Genomic DNA, 16770 nt, shown 5'->3' with positions numbered 1-16770 from the left:
GACGCACAGGCGTAGTCATCGCGACCTGCCCATTACGCCTGAAAATCAAAAGGAATCGCGAATGGCCCCATGACCTCGCGTACGTGCGCTTCGAGTTCGGGCCGCAACGCCTTGTCCCCAATCACGAACCGAACTGAAGGCCCCGACGCGGTTTCCACGGCCATTGCCTTGACCTTGCCGGCAAGTCCTGCATCCGCCAGACGATCCTGGATCACCCGCTCCGTCGCCAGTGCGCGCAGTGCCGGCTTGTACACCTTGCCGATTGCCGTGACCGGGATGGCGGGAATGATGTCGATCCGCCGCGGGAAAGCAGGCCGTTCCGGAATGCGCTGCTCGATGAATGCGGCCAGCGCTCCCGAGTCGACCGTCGCCCCCGGTTTGAGTGACACGAAGGCCACCGGCATTTCCCCCGCATATTCGTCGGGTTCGCCGACCGCTGCGGCCATCAGGACGTCGGGGTGCATCAGCAGCGCATCCTCAATCACGCGCGGATCGATGTTGTGGCTGCTGCGGATGATCACGTCCTTGGCCCGACCCGTGACGAAGACGCGCCCTTCGCCATCGACATGACCGATATCGCCGGTAATCAGCCAGCCGTCTTCGGTGAACGTGCCCGTGTTACGTCGCGCATCGGTGTAGCCGGGGCCGACGTTAGGGCCCTGCACGCGAAGAATGCCCGTTTCTCCTGCAACACAAGCTCGCCCGTCGTCGGCCACCGCCATGACCTCGGTGAAGGGCAAAGGCAGCCCGCAGGATCCGGGGGTACGCGGTGCATTGAACGGCTCGATGCTGATAACGCCGGCGCACTCGGTCATGCCGAGAATGTTTCTCACCGGTATGTCGAAGCGTCGCTCGAAAGCCGTCGCGAGCTCGGTCGGCAGCGGTGACCCGCCAGTGAGCAGCGCACGGACGCTGTCGATGCGAGCCGCGCCGGGATCCGTGTTCATAAGGGACGCGATGACGGTGGGAACCGCCGCAAGCAAACTGGCGCGGTGACGCTCCACAAAGGTCCAGTAGCGCTGGACGAAACCGGCGTTGCGCATGCCGAGCAGCGTGGGCAACACGACCTCGCCGCCAGAAAGCAGCGTTGACAGACCAAAAACAAACGCCCCGGCGACATGGAACAACGGGAAGCCGTTCAGCATGACGTCGCGCTCTGTCATGGCATACATCTGGGCGGCGCCCCACGCCGCATGAAGCTGGTTGCCATGGGTGTGCTGGGCAAGCTTGGGTGCGCCGGTGGTGCCACCGGTATGAAACAAGGCCGCGAGCGTTGTCGGCCCGACCTGGCGCTCGAACGTGAGTGCATCGCCCGGCATCGAGGCGACTTCGGCGGCAAGAACGGCGGCGCCCGCCGCTCCGCCGACCGCCAGCACCTCGCGCAAACCCGGGCACTCCGCCAGCAATCGCGGCACTCGCGACCAGATATCGAGATCGGGGTTGGGCCCGAGTGTCACGAGGATGTTGGCTCGCGCGGCACGTATCAGTTCGCCGATGTGTTCTGCATTCAGCAGGTAATTGATCGGACAGACCACACCGGCCGTCTCGCCCCCCCACAATGTGAAGTACGCCTCCGGAATGGGTGGGAGGAGCATCGCAATGCGTGGCTCCTCGCCCGCTGCAAGCTTGTGGAAGAGGTTTGCGGTCCGCCTGATCTCCGTCATCAGTTCCGCATAGGTCCAGCTGCGCGGTGGAACCGCGGGATCCGGCTCGCTGATGAAGGTGAGCGCGGTCCGGTCCGAATGCTGCTCCGCCGAGTCCGCCAGAGCGTCGAATACGCTGCCGTGACGCATGAACTGCTCATACGGCTCGGCCGCAATGCGCGCAATGTCGCGCGCCGCTGAAATGTGGAACGTATTCATGCTTACTGCGCCTTGCCTACGGGAATGAGCGTCCACCGGCCCTTCTCGATCTTCACCATCGCGCGCGATCTAGCATCCATGCCATTGTGATCGTCAGGAGTCATGCTCATGATGCCGTGCGAAACCGTCACGTTTTTGGTGCCTTCAAGGGCATCTCGCAGCGCAGTCCGAAACTCGGGCGTACCGGCCTTTGCCTTCGCGAGGGCACCGGGGACTGCATTGCGCAGCAGCAGCATCGCATCCCAAGCATGGGCGCCGAAGGTGGTGACAGTGTCCTTGCCGAAGGCCTCTTCATAGCGTTTTACATAGTCCATCGCGGTGGTCTTGGTCGCCGACTCGGGGAGTTGTGCTGCAACGAGTACCGGTCCCGCGGGGAGAATCGTGCCCTCCACGTCCTTGCCGCCGACTCGCAGAAAATCGTTGTTGGCAACGCCATGGGTCTGGTAGACGGTTCCGTTGTAGCCACGCTCACGCAAGGTCTTTTGCGGAAGCGCAGCGGGTGTACCCGCGCCGACGACAGCCACCGCATCCGGCTTGGCCGCCATTACCTTCAACGCCTGGGCCGTGACACTCGTGTCGGCACGGTTGTACCGCTCAAGCGCTACGATTTTCACGTCCCGCGCAGCCGCGAACTTCTGCAGTTCGGCCAGCCAGCCATCGCCGTATGCGTCCGATTGGGCAATCACTGCCAATGCCTTGCCCCCTGCGCCTGCGAAATGATCGATGATCCCCTGGGCCATCAGCGAATCGTGCTGCGGCGTCTTGAATACCCACTTGCGCTTGGCATCCATGGGTTCCACGATTCGCGAAGCGCCGGCGATGCTGATCATCGGCGTTCCTTTCTCGGCAGCGACGTCGATCATCGCGAGCGAATTCGGGGAAATCGTCGAACCGATAATCACATCGACCTTGTCCTCGTCGACGAAGCGCCGCGCATTCTTGGTCGCCGTAGACGGATCGGACGCATCGTCCAGCACGATGTACTCGACCTTCTGCCCGGCAATTTCCTTCGGGAACAGCGTTACCGTATTTTTCTCCGGGATACCCAGGGACGCAGCGGGCCCCGTCGTCGACAAGGTGATCCCGACTTTGATCTGAGCCGCCGCCGAGCCGGCGATCGACAGACCTAGAATGGTAACGGTGGTAGCTACAACGGCCCAGCCTGGAACTGTTTTCATCATCCTTGTCTCCTACTGTTATTAGAATGGCAGTCAATGAGACCGCGTTCGTCGGCGCAATCGTCGATGGTCGCCGCAGTTGCGGCATTGAGCGGTCTCACAGCGCAAGACTAAGTCGAGCACAGAGGTTTGTCTGTCCCCTGCGATGGGGACACGTTTCGCGGGCCCTTCCCCTTATGCAATTGATCTCGCTTCAGGAATCAGTGGCTTCTGATTGCCGCACCGACGACAGCGCGGGGCAGGAAGCGCTCGTGGGCATCATCGGCTCGATCGGGGACGCGACGTTTGGGCGGGAGGCTCTGGCGCAACTCAACCGGTGGATGCCCCTTTGTTGGTGGTCTGTCTATCGCCTCTTTGACGACCAGCCCCCGACGCTGCATGCCTCCGGCAGCTTCGGCGTGTCGGACGGCACTCAGGAATGCTGGCGTGTATACCGGGCGTCGCTGTATCGAAGGGATGAAACGTTCTTTCTCGCCAAAGAGCATCTGCGTGAAGCTGACGCGGCCCTTCTACACTGGCATGCGACTGAATTTTCCGCACGTCACCGCGAGGCGATCTACTCTCGCCACGGGCTGCGTGAACGGCTGTCGATTGTTTCCGCACATGACGAATGCGGGCTGACGTCGATCAATTTCTATCGCAACGAAGGGCAGCAGGCCTTTTCCGACAAGGAAATCGACGCCATCCGGAAGCTCGGACGCCCGCTCCTCGCCTCGGTCAACCGCCACCTGTCCCTCTGCGGAAAGGCCAGTGTTGGTGGTTCACCACTATGTGCGCTTACCGGGCGTGAGAGAGATGTGTGCGACCGCATCCTCAAAGGGTGGACCCATGAGGGCATCGCAGCGGATCTGCAGGTGTCTCCGGCGACTGTGAAAACCTATCGCGACAGGGCCTTCGAGCGCCTTGGGATTCACCACCGAAACGAGTTGTTTGCTTTGATCTTGGGTCATTCGCACGCTGCCCCTTGAGCTGGGGGCGCGCCTGTGCGACGGCACCGCGGGTGCGCGACACGAACGCAGGAACGCCCCGCTCACTGGCGGGTAACTCGACTGATTCCAGGGTTCCAATCAAACATCAGTCACCACCCTCCGTCTCCAGATCGTCAGGCTATGCGTCGCGCCCAGAACGCCGCAACGTCCAGCATGCGGTTGGAGAAGCCCCACTCGTTATCGAACCAGACCAGCAGATTGGCCAGGCGGTCGCCGCTCATGCGTGTCTGACTGCCATCGACAATGGCCGAATGCCTGCTGTGATTGAAATCTATCGAGGCGTGCGGAGCATCCGAATAGGAAAGGTGCGGAAACGCAACATCGCTCGCCGCGCGGCGGAAGAGCGCGTTGATATCCGCCGACGTCGCACTCTGCTTCAGGGTGAGCACCGAGTCGATGGCCGAAACATTCGGTACAGGTATCCGGATTGCCTTGGCCTCAATGCGTTCGGCGAGCGCAGGCAAGAGCCGAGTCACCCCTCTGGCCAGACCGGTGTCGGCAGGGATCATCGACTGCATCGCCGAGCGCGTCATGCGTAAATCGGTATGGTGGTAGCCATCGATCAAGGGTTGATCGTTCATGACGGAATGCAGGGTTGTGAGGATCGCATGGTCGATCCCGAACGCCTCGTCCAGCATCGCGAGGATTGGAACGATTGCGTTGGTGGTGCAGGAAGCGGCCGAAACGACGCGCTCCGTGCCGGTCAGCGATTCGTGATTCATGCCGAACACAATCGTGCGATCGACGTCCTCGACACCGTGGCCGGGGTGGGAAAGCAGCAGACGCGGGCATCCAGCGGCGAGGAAAGCCTCGAGTTGATGGCGATATTTGTAGCGTCCGGAGGCTTCGATCATCAGGTCGATGTCCAGTCCCTTCCAGTCGACTTCATTCGGCGACGTGGCGTGCGAAACGGAGATTGCGGCGCCGTCGATGAGGAGGTGCTCATCGCGGACTTCAACCGTGCCGGGAAAGCATCCATGAGTGGAGTCGAAGCGGGTCAGGTAAGCCATGCTTTCGATATCGGCCGGCTCGTTGATGGCGACAACGGCAAGCTTCTCGCGGAGGGGGGATTCGTGCAGGGCGCGCAAGAAGCAGCGCCCGATGCGACCGTAGCCGTTAATGGCAATGCGGAAAGTCATGTAAACCCAGCCTGTTGTTCAGGAAGTGCGCAGCGTCGCCAATTCCGGCGTCAGCCGGATCGTGCGACACATTGTTCGCGAATGGTACACCGGGCGCCTCGGCGAAACGGGCATAGAACCTTCGGTGGAAGTCGTGGCGGCAGTTGTAACTGCGCAGGACCGAGCCCTCCTGCGCATCCGATTTGTGTGCGCCAACGCACCGACAGCCATACGTCTGCCCAATACTATTCGCCGACATCTGCAATCTGTCTCGATGGCATGATTTGTCGGATCGAATGAATGCGTTGGCCAGCCATTCAGGTGGCACGCAGGGCTGGCGGCGTCAAATCCGTGAAGAAACAGATGCGTTTGAAGTAGCGCGATCATCAGAGAGTCAGGTCGTCGTTTATGGAAATGCTTCCGTACGCCGCTGAGTACGACGCTCAATTTTGCGACCCAAAACCGTCACCGTCGCTTTCAGTTCTTATCCTTTTACTGGAGTAACGATATGGAAAATACGACTTCTGGAAATGCTTCCAATACTTTTGGAAATGCTTCCAATGCCCTTGGCAACTCACTTCCTGACGACGATGTTCTGACCAAGACAACGGCGGGTGCTCACGCGGCCGTCAACTCCATCGCAGATGCCGCGGATGTCGCGGCACGCAAGGCGAAGCCCACAATTGACCAGGTTGCCGCAATGGCACACCAGGTGGTGGATAAGGCGGCTGCATCAGCCGCCCCAGCTGTCGATTGGCTGGGTCAACAGGGCGAAAGTCTGAATGCCACACAAAAGAAGCTGGTTACAGATACTTCTGCCTATATTGCGGCGAATCCACTCATGTCTGTGGGTATGGCCGTTCTCGCGGGTTTTTTGATAGGCCGCATAATTCGTCGCTAAATTAGGCACGGTAGAGTTTCCACGCCGACTTCACTGGCGGCGTTAATCCCTTAAGCATCGTTACAGCAACATTTGTAGGGGTAGGCAATGGGGGCAGATTCGCAAATGGGCGATCCTCACGTGGCGACGCCACCACCGCCTTTGGGTGTGTTTGACGAATTGTCGAAACTGCTGGCTTTCGCGCGAGAAACACTCTCCGACTTTCTCGAACTAGTGTCACTTGAAACTCGTCGCGCTGGGTTAAGTCTGGTATGGATGATCGTGAGCGGGCTGGTTGCAACCATCTTCATCTTAACGGCATGGGCGGGTTTGATGGCGGTGCTTGCGATGTACCTTGTTTCACTTGGAATGCTTCCCCTCGCGGCGGTAATTGTAGTGGCAGCCGTCAACCTGATTGCCGGTGCTGGGATGCTGTACTGCTGCTTCTACCTGAGCCGTCACCTGCTTTTCGCGGCGACGCGGCGGCAGTTGACAGGCATTTCCTTGGTCAAGCCATCAGCGCCATGACGCGAGTTACTACATCGGCTGCCATTAATGCTGCCGAATTGCGCCTGTTTCAATCCAAACGCAACATCCGGCAGAGTGTTGATCGTACTCGGTCAGCCTTACGTACTGTCATAGCGCGGCCATCAACGTTGGTGTTTGTTGCGGTCGCGTTCGGCATTTCGGCGTCTTTGTTCTCAGCTCGGCGTCGCCCCTCCGTCGAAAGCGGGCCGAACAGCGCTGGCTACGCAATCAGAGCGTCCAGCCGTAGCCTTGTGCGAACGTTCGCCTCGGTATATGGCGCTCGGGTGCTGACCTTTGCACTTCAACATGGCGTGGCCGCATGGAAACAGAGCGGGTCGCACGTCAACGCCAGCACGCCGAGTATTTCGGCCACAGGCAATACCACGACCACTGAGCACGATAGTCCCGGTCAAAGCCAGCATGGCGTTGGGTGAACGGCAAGGTATTTCCCAAACATCGCAATCAGATGGAGGTAATTTCGACGTCTCGTCGCCATGTCGCGATCGGCCACTTGCCCTTGCGCGTGCGGGGACTAAGGGCGATGCCGCTATATCAGGAGGTGCATTCGAAACGCGTCCGTCCGCATTGGTCCGAGATGGCATCGAGATAGCCGGACAGGTGCGTTGCCAAGTCATTAGCGTCATCCCCGGCACCGTGGATGAAGCTCGACTTGCGCCGCCGCAGGAAAGGCAGCCCCATCACATACAGGCCTGGGGCGTCGGCGACACCGCCGTTGTGACGGATGTTCTCTTTGGGGTCGAGGACGGGCACCTTCAGCCACGAGTAATCCGGCTTGAAGCCGGTCGCCCAGACCACGGTGCGGATGCCGTCCCGCTTCAGGTCCAGGCCGAGGGTCGGTTTGTCCGGCAGGTGAGTCGCGTCGAAGCGTTCGGCGGGCGGGAGCGATCCGCCGTCCGCATGAGCGGCAGCCCACGCATCGATCGTCGCGAGCAGGCGCCCCATCTTCAGGTCGGCCAGGGCGCACACGTTGCGTAGCGACCCGGAGAACTGCACCTTTCCGTCGTTGACGTTGGCCACGCGACCGACGAGGCGCGCGCCGCCGGCGGTGAGCGCATTGAGGTCCATGATTGCCCGCTCGCGGGATCCGATCAGTTGCGGCGAGGCGACGCCGCGGGCGCGGCTGAGGTCGTCCTGTGCGTCGTAGCGCTGATCGAGAATGCCCGCCGCATGCATCCACCACTGGATGTCCCGCCCGCGATAGACCCGCGGCATGCGCACGTGCTCGCCGACGGCGAGCGTGACCGGGTGTCCTGCGCGCTGCAGTTCGTTGGCCAACTGCAAGCCGGTCGCCGATGCGCCGACCACCAGCACCCCGCCCGGCTCGATCTGATCCGGATTGCGGTACTGGTAGGGCGTGAGCTGCGCAACGCCCTCGGGCAGTGCGGCACCGAGCCGCGGCACACACGGCCGCCCAAAGGCGCCGCTCGCCACGACCACCGCGCGGCAGCGCCAGCGCCCGCGATCGGTCTCGACACGGTAGCCCGTGCCCTCGGCTGTCATCGCCGTGACCGTCGTGCCCGTGCGCACCGGTGCCCCGCTGGTCCGGGCGTAGCGGGTGATGAAGGCCGCCACTTCGTCACGCCCCATGTATCCGTCCGGATCCTCGCCGTCATAGGCCATCCCCGGCAAGCGAGTGAGCCAGTTGGGTGTGAGGAGGCGCAGCGAGTCCCAGCGCTCGTGGTGCCACGCGTTCGCAACCTCCCCGCGTTCCAGGACCACGTGGTCGATGCCACGCCCTGCGAGACAGTGGCTCATCGCCAAGCCGCTATGGCCGGCACCGACGATGACGACATCGACGGCGCCGACCTGCAGCGATCCGGCGGCAAAGGCCGCCGCGTTCATGACACCATGACCGATACGTCGGTCGGATTGGTGAAGATGTCGAACACCGCCGAGCGCTTCTGCGACTGCGCCACCAGGGCTTCGATTTCCTCGCGGGTGGCGTCCGCGTCGATGTCGAAAATCACCTTTACGCCGTCGAAGCCGTTGCGCACGTCGCCGTCGATGCCCAGGATCCCCTGCAGGTCCATGCCGGCCTCCAGGGTGGCCTTCACCGAACGGAGCTGGATGTTGCGGTTCTGGGCGACTGCCGCGATCCCCGCCGTCAGGCAGCCGGCCAGCCCCGCCAGAACGATCTCGACCGGTGTCGCGCCATGATCTTCGGCGGCGAAGAGCTCCGGGTGATCGCTGTCGATGCGGTGCGCCATGCGGTGCATCTGCTCCTCACCCAGGCCGAAGAAGCTGTCGATGGTCGAACGCGCGTGGGTGCCGTTGACCCACTCGCAGGTGGCACGCCAGTTGAAGCGGGCCGCTTCCGGCATTTTGCTGAGCGCTTCGCGGGCACCGAGCAAGGCTTCGACGTTGATGCCGTTGTCGACACGCAGTTGTGTTTGAGCGTCCATTTCCTGTCTCCTGAAAGTCTGTTGGGTTTGCCCGATCGCACATCAGGCAAGACGGACTTTCCGCCCGTGACGTTGGAGACAGCGTGAGAACGGCCGTGGTATTTGCAGCCGGCAGGACACGAGGCGCGTGGAATCCGCGCGCAACTGCGGAACGCCGCCTCAGGCGTCCGGCAGCAGCGCGGTAAAGCCCCAGACGTCGTCCATCGGCATCGCGGCGGTGCGCTGCGCTTCGCGCACCGACTCGGCATCGGGTGCGCGGTAGAGGCACAGCATGCGCGTGCGGTCCGTGGAGAAGCAGGTGCGCACGAATTTCACATGGCGCACGTCGAGGCACCAAGCCGCTGCGTCCTCCCTGGCCTGGATGTCGGCGACCTCGACGGGCTGGGCGAACGAGCGGCGCACGAGTACGTTGGCGGAGTCCGCGGTGAAGCGTTCAAGGGTCGGCGCATCGTGCACGGTTCCCGGCCACAAGCGGCGAACGTCGGCACCGCCGCTGCGCAAGACGATCCGCACCGACTCCGCATCCGGCGCGCGGAAGTTGCACACCAGTTTGCGGCCATCTAGCGACAGCAGGCTGCCGCGCCATTCGACCCGATGCATGCGGGAACAATCCAGTGCGCCGCTCCACGCCGCGTGGAGGTTCGCGTGGCTCACCGGCGGAAAGAAATCCCGTTCCAGGAAGAGTTCAACCATCGGCGGCCTCCGCCGGTCCGGTCACGCGCCGGGCGATGTCCTCCGCCCAGGCAGCCACCCCCGCGGCCTGCAGCCTCGCCACCGCGTCGGCATGCAGGCGCGCCGTCGCGTTTTCGCCCTCGGCGCTACAGCACTGCGCCAGCACGGCATGTGCAAGCAGCATCTCCGTCGCCCGCTCGAGGACTTCCGCACAGGCGAGCGCCTCCTGCGCGCGCACCGCGCCGCGGTCGTGCCGGCCGCGCTGGCAATCGAGCATCGCCGCGCGCGTCTGCGCGTACGCGAGACGATGCTTGGCATCAGCCAGCCGCAGATCCACCAGGGCCGCATCCAGCGGGGCCGGGTCGTCGTCGCGCGCGAACGTGCACAGCCCGAGCAAGGCACGCGCGAAGGGGGCTTCGCTGCCATCGCGAATCTTGTTGCCGAGCGTCACCAGATCCTGGCAACGGCGCGTGGCGTCCTCGAAGCGGCCGCGCTGGATGTCGATCATCGCCAGGTATTCGTCCACCTGATACTCGACGAGGCGGTCGCCGGCCCACTTGCACAGCGTGCGGGCGTGCTTGAGCAGTTCTTCCGCTTCGTCCATGCGATTCTCGTAGAAACGGAGCATGCCGATTCCCGCGGGAATCGCATGATGGGCGAACTGTCCGCGCTTGGCGCGCGCCTGGGCCTCCATCAGCATCGCGTCGGCCTGCGACAGGTCGCGCTCCAGCAGCACCAGGCATTTCGCGGTTTCGGCCAGGCCGATGATATGTTCGTGATCTCCACCGCTGCGTGCGACCCGCTCCGACTGCAGCGATTGCTCCCGGGCCTCCGCCCATTGGCCGTGCTGCCAGCGCACGGAGGCGGCCATGTAGTAGGCCCGCCGGGCGTGCGCCGAAGCGCCGTGGTCGAGGGCGCATTCGGCCAACCGGGTGTAGCGCTCCGCCTCGCCCTCCCAGTCCTGCAGGGGCGCCGCCGACAGCAGCACGTCGTGCAGATCGATGACGACACGAACCTGTTCGGCTGCGGGCAATTGCTCGGCCAGCTGCAGTCCCTTGCGGGCAAGGGACTGGGCGTCCTCGTTGGCAAAGAACCTGAGGCACAGCTTGCCCGCCGACACCATCGCCCGCGCCGCAAGACCGGCATCCCCGCTCAGGGACGCGTGATGGGCGAGGTCGGCCGCGCGCGCAAGCTCGAAGCTCTCGTCCTGTTCGAGCCAACTCGCCACCTTGCGATGCATGATCTGCCGGCGCACCGGCGAGATGTCGGTGTAAATCGCTCGCACGATGAGTTCATGGGCAAAACGCAGGCCACGCTCGCCCGACACGAGAATGGCCTGCCGCTCCGCCTCCTCCAGCGCCCGGCTGACCACGCTCGCATCCAGTCCGCTGACGCTCAGCAAGGCCGGAACATTCACGACGCATCCCAGGACGGCGGCCCACCGCAGCACGTCGGCGCCATCGGGGTCGAAGCGCGCCAGACGCTCCTGCACCAGTTCGAGGATCGAACCGCCCGTCTCCCCGCCGCCGTCGGCTTCCGCGCGCGCGAGTTCCAGGGCCAGCAGCGGATTGCCCCCGCACTCCCGGCTCAGGCGCGCACCATCTACACCAGCCGCCCTCACGCGGACGAGTGCCTCGATGTCTTCGGCCGGCATCGGCCCGAGACGCAATTCGCGCAGCACCCCCTCGCGACGCAGGCTCCGCAGGGCCTGCTGCAGCGCCACGTTGTCGCGCATCTCCGATTCGCGGGCCGCGAGAACGGCGAGCACGGGCCGCTCGCGGTTCAGGCGCAGCACGTAGTGCAAGGCCGCGACGCTCGACTCGTCGGCCCAATGCACATCGTCGAACTGCAGCATGACCGGCCGGCGCCCCGCCTCGGCAGCGACGAGCTCGCCGATCCGGGCCAGCAGCGACTCGCGATTCTGCGCAATGCCGCTGCCGAACACGCTCTCGGCGGCGTCCGGCAGACCGGTGCGGAGCGCGTCCATCCACAGGGCAAAGGGCCGGATCTGATCGGCCTCGAAGGCGCACGCGGACAGCACCAGCGCCCCCTCCTCACGCACGCGGGCGCGCATGCAGTCCATCAGGCAGGACTTGCCCAGGCCAGGGTCGCCGCGCAGAAGGACCAGTTCCCCACGACCGGCCGCGGCCTCCTCCCATGCAGCAGCGAGTATCGCCTGCTCCTCGCGACGTCCGACGAGCCGGCGATCCGCGGACAGCGGACGAGCCGTGCGCACGGGCGCGACCGCCGCCGCCCGGTCCGCAGCCGCATCGGGCGCATTTCCGCTCCCCTGCCGAGCCTCGCGCAAGGCGCCCGTGGACGTGATCCCGGCTTCCTTCAGCATGCGCATGCCGAGCTGGAGTTGACGGTCCGCTTCATCGATGTGGTGGGCTGCCACCAGCAGGCGAATCAAGGCCGCGCGCGCCGCCTCGTCATAGGGTGACAGGCACACGAGCTCGCGCGCATGAGCCAACGCGCGCTCCGGTTCGCCAGCGAGACGGCGTACCAGTTCCCGCAGCACGGTCGTCTGCGCCCGCGTGATGCGCTCGCGCTCCGCGATGCACCACGCGTGGAAGTTGTGGAAATCCGAAAACTCCAGGCCCTCGAGAAAGGTGCCGGCGTAGTCGGCCGCCGCTTGCTCCAACGATTCGGTGGACAGCCGGTTCGGATCATCAGCCGCCAGGGCCTGCAGCCGCACGGCGTCCACGTCGATCCCTTCCGGGTCGATTTCCACATGGCTGCGGTCGGCGCGGATGCGTTCCCGGTCGCCATCCTCCAGTAGCCGGCGCAGTTTTGACAGGCTCCAGCGCAGCGAGCCGCGCGGGTCGTCGGGAACCTCCCACAACAACTCGCACAGGCTCTCGCGGCGCAGCCGCCTGCCATGCAGGCTCAGGTAGGCAAGCAAGGCGCGTGTCTTCTTGGACGGCGGCAAAGGCAAGGCCAGCCCGTCGCGGATCACTCCGAATTCGCCGAGGAATTTGAGTTCAAGCATGAGCCCTGCGCGTGGAAAAACCTTCCGACGATTCCCACTATAGGAGTCGCTGCAGACACTACAAGCAAGCCGACAGCCCCGCGATGCCCCTCCCCCGCAAAAAACCACGCTTGTTTCAACGCTCGCTCCATCGGTGCCCCACCAGCATGGCCTCCAGCAAGACCCCGAATGGCGAGGAGAGAGCGATGGCAAAGTACGACAACATCCTGCAGACGATCGGGCGCACCCCGCTCGTCCGCTTGCAGAAGCTGGCACCGGCTGGCGTCAACCTGTACGTCAAGGTCGAGTCCTTCAACCCCATGGGCTCGGTAAAGGACCGCATGGCCCTGGCGGTGATCGAGCACGCGGAACGCAGCGGCGAACTCAAGCCCGGCCAAACCGTCATCGAGGCGACCAGCGGCAACACCGGCATCGGCCTGGCGATGGTGTGCGCACAGCGCGGCTACCCGCTGGTAATCGTCATGGCGGAGAACTTCAGCGTCGAACGGCGCAAGATGCTGCGCTTCCTGGGCGCGAAAGTGGTCCTGACCCCGGCGTCAGAGAAGGGCACCGGCATGCTCAACAAGGCCGTGGAACTGGCCAGGGCGCATGGCTACTACCTTTGCCGCCAGTTCGACAACGACGCCAATGCCGAAGTCCATACCCGCACGACGGCCCGCGAGCTGCTGGACGATTTCCGCGACGAATCGCTCGACTACTTCGTCTCCGGATTCGGCACGGGCGGCACCCTGCTCGGGGTGGCGCGCGGCTTGAAGGGCGCAGGCGCATCCACGCGCATCGTGGTCGCAGAACCGGACAACTCGCCCGTCCTGGCGAGCGGCATCCCGCAGCCGCGCGCGGCCGACGGCGCGCCGTCGGGCAGCCATCCCAAGTTCCGCCCGCACTTGATGCAGGGCTGGAGCCCGGATTTCGTGTCACGGCTGACCGAATCGGCCGTGGCCGAGTGCCTCGTGGACGAGATCGTCCCGGTGGCGGGCGACGACGCCATCCGCACCGCACGCGCCCTCGCCCGGCGCGAAGGCATCTTCGTCGGCACGTCGAGCGGCGCAACCCTCGCCGCCGCCCTCGCGGTCGCACAGCGGGCGCCGGCCGGGAGCAACATCGTGTGCATGCTGCCGGATACCGGCGAACGCTACCTGTCGACCCCGCTGTTCGAGGGCATCGGCGAGGAGATGGACGAAGCGGAGATCGAACTCTCGCGCTCGACGCCGGGTTACCGCTTCGACAGCCCGGCCGCCTGCCCGGCCATACCCCGGCCGGTGCGGCCCGCGCCCGCGCTCGACCCCGCGGCAGACGCGATGGTCACGGCGCTCGTCCGGGACGAGCCGGTGCTCCTCTTCGCGCTGGAGTGGTGCGAGTTCTGTTGGTCGGTGCGCAAGCTCTTCAAGCGCATGGGGATCGCCTATCGAAGCGTCGATCTCGACTCGGTCGAATACCAGGGCGGCGACCTGGGTGGAAAGATCCGCGCCGTGCTGGCGCAGCGCACCGGCAGCCCGACCATCCCGCAGATCTACGTGGGCGGCGAGCACATCGGCGGATGCACCGAACTGTTCGATGCCGTGCGCGACGGTTCGCTGCAACGGCGGCTCGCGGCACACGCGATCGGCTACGACGCGAACGTCGATATCGACCCCTACAGCCTGTTCCCCAAGTGGCTACAGCCGCGCAAGACGGCCTGAAAAGAAGGAGCGCCGACATGAATGGCATGCATGTACCCGTCCTCGACCTGACGCGGCTCGACGACCCCGCGACCCTGCGCGCGCTCGACTGCGCCTGCCGCGAATGGGGCTTCTTCCAGGTCACCGCCCACGGCATCGACGAGCGCCTGCTCCGCGACCTGCTCGACGCCGCGCATCGCCTCTTTGCCCTGCCCGCAGCGGACAAGCAGCGCATCGCCCGCAGCGCCGACAACCCGTGGGGCTTCTTCGACCGCGAATTGACCAAGAACACCCGCGACTGGAAGCAGATCTTCGATTTCGGACCGCCCGACGGCGCCCGGCAACGCCCCCAGTGGCCTGCCGAACTCCCCGGTTTCGAACTCGCCGTGCGCCGCTACTACGCCGCCTGCGCCGCGCTGGCGGCACGCCTCATCGACGCGATCGGCGTGAATCTGGGGATGGCACCGGGGCAACTCCGTCCCGCCTTCGGCGCCTTGCAGACGAGCTTCGTGCGCCTGAACTATTACCCTCCGTGCCCGGAGCCGGCGCGGCCCGAAGGCGTGCACACGCCCGAACACGGCTACCTGGGCGTCAATCACCACACCGACTCCGGCGCCCTCACCTTGTTGCTGCAGGACGAACAACCCGGGCTGGAAGTCTTTCGCGACGGGCGCTGGTACCTCGTCGAGCCGCTCGCAGGCGCCCTCGTGGTGAATATCGGCGACGTGGTGCAGGTCTGGTCGAACGACCGTTACCCCGCAGCCCTGCACCGCGTGCTCGCGAACACGAGCCGGCCGCGCTATAGCGCCCCCTTCTTCTACTGCCCGGCGTACGCCACCGACTATGCGCCGCTGCAGAGCACCGTCGATGCCGCACATCCCCCACGCTACCGCGCCATCAATTGGGGCGAGTTTCGGTCACGGCGCGCGGCCGGCGACTACACCGATCTGGGCGAGGAAGTGCAGCTCGCCGACTACACCCTCTAAGGAGACGCCATCATGGCCTACATCGAGACCATTGCCCCGGACGACGCGCAGGACGAAGTGCGTGCGATGTACGAGCGCCAGCAGGGCTCGTGGGGGTACGTGCCGAACTACGCCAAGGTGTTCAGCCACCGACCCGAAGTGCTCGCGCGCTGGGGCCGCCTGCTGGCGGAGATCCGCCGCCCCATGGACGCCCGGCGCTTCGAGCTCGTCACCTTCGCTGCCGCGCACGAATTGCGCAACAGTGCCTGCGCTCTGGCCCACGGCAAAGCGCTCACCCAGTTCTTCCCGCCGGCCGAAGTGCAGGCGATGGCCGAGGGCGGCGATGCGCCCGGCTTGAGCCCTGCCGAGCGGGCCATGATGGATTTTTCGCGCAAGGTGGCGCGGGACGCGACCACCGTCACGCAGAGCGACATCGACGAACTGCGCGCCTGCGGCATGAGCGATCCGGAGATCTTCGACATCGTCGCGACCTCCGCCGGGCGAGCCTTCTTCACCAAGCTGCTTGATGCGCTAGGCGTACTCGGCGATTCGCCTTTCGGCGCGATGGATGCCGTGCTTCGGGAGGCGCTGACGGTCGGCAGGCCGCTCGATCGGCGGACACCGGAAACACTCAACGTGCTCGCGTGACGCAAGCCACCCCGGTTGCCGTCGGATGCGGAACTTCCTTATCGCCGACGAGCACCGCGCAACGCGGGACGGCACCGGCGCGGGGCGATTTCAGCGCATTTGGCCGGGTCATCCGGATCAGCGTTCGTCGGGAAGACCTATTTCTCTGTTTTTCCGTGCATGACCATGATGGTCTGCTGCATGAGGGCGCAAAGAGATTCCTTACCATCTTTAATAGCGAAAACCTCAGCCTTGGTCACAATCAGCGTTCTGCCTGGTCGGACAACCTGTCCCCGAGCAATCAGCTTCTCGCCATCCGCTGGAGCAACAAGATTCATCTTGTATTCGACCGTCAACACCGAAGCACTGGCAGGCACCATGGTCATTGCTGCATAACCGGCGGCAGAATCAGCAATCATTCCGACCACACCGCCATGAACGAAGCCATGCTGCTGCTCTATGCCGTCCCAATGGGGGACATGGATTTCGGTAAGCCCGTGTTCGACAACCGGCAATGTCGCTCGAATCAGATGCATTGCGGTTTGCTTGTCGAAACTGGCGGAGACGGCTTCGGCAAAATCGGGGTTTGCAAGACGGGTCATAATGCCTCCGGGTTTTTGTAGATTTGGCGGTTGTGGCAGGAATTGTGGCACAACGAACCCGAAGTCAATCCGCAAAGCTTCAGCACCATGGGGGCAGGTTCTCGCAATGACGGGCGCCGCGAAGCGATGAAAATTCCGGGAGGGGGGATGTTGCATTGAAAGACCTGATCCCAGGTTTCATGCGCTATAAACGGAAAAGCGCGCCGGCAGGGGATTCGTGGATAGCCCGCACAATTGCCTGGCTGCCATGTAAGCCGAGTTGACCCACCGTAGCGC

Annotated in this window: 14 protein-coding genes; 6 read left to right on the top strand and 8 right to left on the bottom strand. The window is 64.3% G+C overall.

Features of this window, described 5'->3' with window-relative positions:
- Nucleotides 1-32 precede the first annotated feature (32 nt).
- Nucleotides 33-1862, bottom strand: coding sequence for an acyl-CoA synthetase (locus GPA25_RS09560; RefSeq protein ID WP_169260151.1), 1830 nt, complete (start codon nt 1860-1862; stop codon nt 33-35).
- A gap of 2 nt (nt 1863-1864) precedes the next feature.
- Complete coding sequence (locus GPA25_RS09555; protein ID WP_169260221.1) at nt 1865-3040, bottom strand: ABC transporter substrate-binding protein; 1176 nt, start codon at nt 3038-3040, stop codon at nt 1865-1867.
- Nucleotides 3041-3216: 176 nt separating this feature from the next.
- Between GPA25_RS09555 and GPA25_RS09550 the strand changes: the two genes are divergently transcribed.
- Complete coding sequence (locus GPA25_RS09550) at nt 3217-4008, top strand: helix-turn-helix transcriptional regulator (protein WP_169260150.1); 792 nt, start codon at nt 3217-3219, stop codon at nt 4006-4008.
- A gap of 134 nt (nt 4009-4142) precedes the next feature.
- Here the strand turns inward: GPA25_RS09550 and GPA25_RS09545 are convergent, their stop codons facing one another.
- On the bottom strand, nt 4143-5168 hold the full coding sequence (locus GPA25_RS09545; protein WP_169260149.1) for a type I glyceraldehyde-3-phosphate dehydrogenase: 1026 nt from the start codon (nt 5166-5168) through the stop codon (nt 4143-4145).
- A 487-nt stretch (nt 5169-5655) separates the two neighbouring features.
- Here GPA25_RS09545 and GPA25_RS09540 point away from each other — a divergent pair, with 487 nt between their 5' ends.
- Both GPA25_RS09540 and GPA25_RS09535 read left to right on the top strand, forming a co-directional pair.
- On the top strand, nt 5656-6048 hold the full coding sequence (locus GPA25_RS09540) for a hypothetical protein (protein WP_169260148.1): 393 nt from the start codon (nt 5656-5658) through the stop codon (nt 6046-6048).
- Nucleotides 6049-6153: 105 nt separating this feature from the next.
- Nucleotides 6154-6555 carry a hypothetical protein gene (locus GPA25_RS09535; protein WP_169260147.1) on the top strand — a complete coding sequence of 134 codons (402 nt, stop codon included), beginning with the start codon at nt 6154-6156 and terminating at the stop codon, nt 6553-6555.
- 552 nt (nt 6556-7107) lie between these two features.
- Here the strand turns inward: GPA25_RS09535 and GPA25_RS09530 are convergent.
- The 4 genes from GPA25_RS09530 to GPA25_RS09515 all read right to left on the bottom strand — a co-directional run bounded on the left by GPA25_RS09530 (nt 7108) and on the right by GPA25_RS09515 (nt 12609).
- Nucleotides 7108-8418, bottom strand: a complete 1311-nt coding sequence (locus GPA25_RS09530; RefSeq protein WP_169260146.1) for an NAD(P)-binding domain-containing protein — start codon at nt 8416-8418, stop codon at nt 7108-7110.
- Nucleotides 8415-8978, bottom strand: coding sequence for an OsmC family protein (locus GPA25_RS09525; protein WP_169260145.1), 564 nt, complete (start codon nt 8976-8978; stop codon nt 8415-8417). The genes GPA25_RS09530 and GPA25_RS09525 overlap by 4 nt, the downstream gene beginning before the upstream one ends.
- Before the next feature lie 159 nt (nt 8979-9137).
- Nucleotides 9138-9671: a nickel-binding protein gene (locus tag GPA25_RS09520; protein ID WP_169260144.1), complete on the bottom strand. Its 534-nt coding sequence runs from the start codon at nt 9669-9671 to the stop codon at nt 9138-9140.
- Nucleotides 9664-12609: an AAA family ATPase gene (locus tag GPA25_RS09515; RefSeq protein WP_169260143.1), complete on the bottom strand. Its 2946-nt coding sequence runs from the start codon at nt 12607-12609 to the stop codon at nt 9664-9666. Before GPA25_RS09515 ends, GPA25_RS09520 begins: the two co-directional genes overlap by 8 nt.
- Nucleotides 12610-12827: 218 nt before the next feature.
- On the opposite strand from GPA25_RS09515, the gene cysK reads away from it, so the two are divergent.
- The 3 genes from cysK to GPA25_RS09500 are packed head-to-tail and all read left to right on the top strand — an operon-like array spanning nt 12828 to nt 15913.
- Nucleotides 12828-14321 (top strand): cysteine synthase A, encoded by a 1494-nt coding sequence (cysK, locus tag GPA25_RS09510; protein WP_169260142.1) that lies wholly within the window; start codon nt 12828-12830, stop codon nt 14319-14321.
- Between the two features lie 17 nt (nt 14322-14338).
- Nucleotides 14339-15286 (top strand): isopenicillin N synthase family dioxygenase, encoded by a 948-nt coding sequence (locus tag GPA25_RS09505; protein WP_169260141.1) that lies wholly within the window; start codon nt 14339-14341, stop codon nt 15284-15286.
- 12 nt (nt 15287-15298) lie between these two features.
- Complete coding sequence (locus tag GPA25_RS09500) at nt 15299-15913, top strand: carboxymuconolactone decarboxylase family protein (protein ID WP_169260140.1); 615 nt, start codon at nt 15299-15301, stop codon at nt 15911-15913.
- A 137-nt stretch (nt 15914-16050) separates the two neighbouring features.
- Here GPA25_RS09500 and GPA25_RS09495 read toward each other — a convergent pair whose 3' ends face one another.
- A complete protein-coding gene (locus GPA25_RS09495) occupies nt 16051-16494 on the bottom strand; it encodes a PaaI family thioesterase (RefSeq protein WP_169260139.1) in 444 nt (147 codons plus the stop codon).
- Nucleotides 16495-16770: the final 276 nt, after the last annotated feature.

This window comes from Aromatoleum diolicum (genome assembly GCF_012910955.1).
Taxonomy (GTDB): domain Bacteria; phylum Pseudomonadota; class Gammaproteobacteria; order Burkholderiales; family Rhodocyclaceae; genus Aromatoleum; species Aromatoleum diolicum.
Note: the sequence above shows the minus strand (reverse complement) of the source record. Positions and strands in the feature narration are given on the sequence as shown.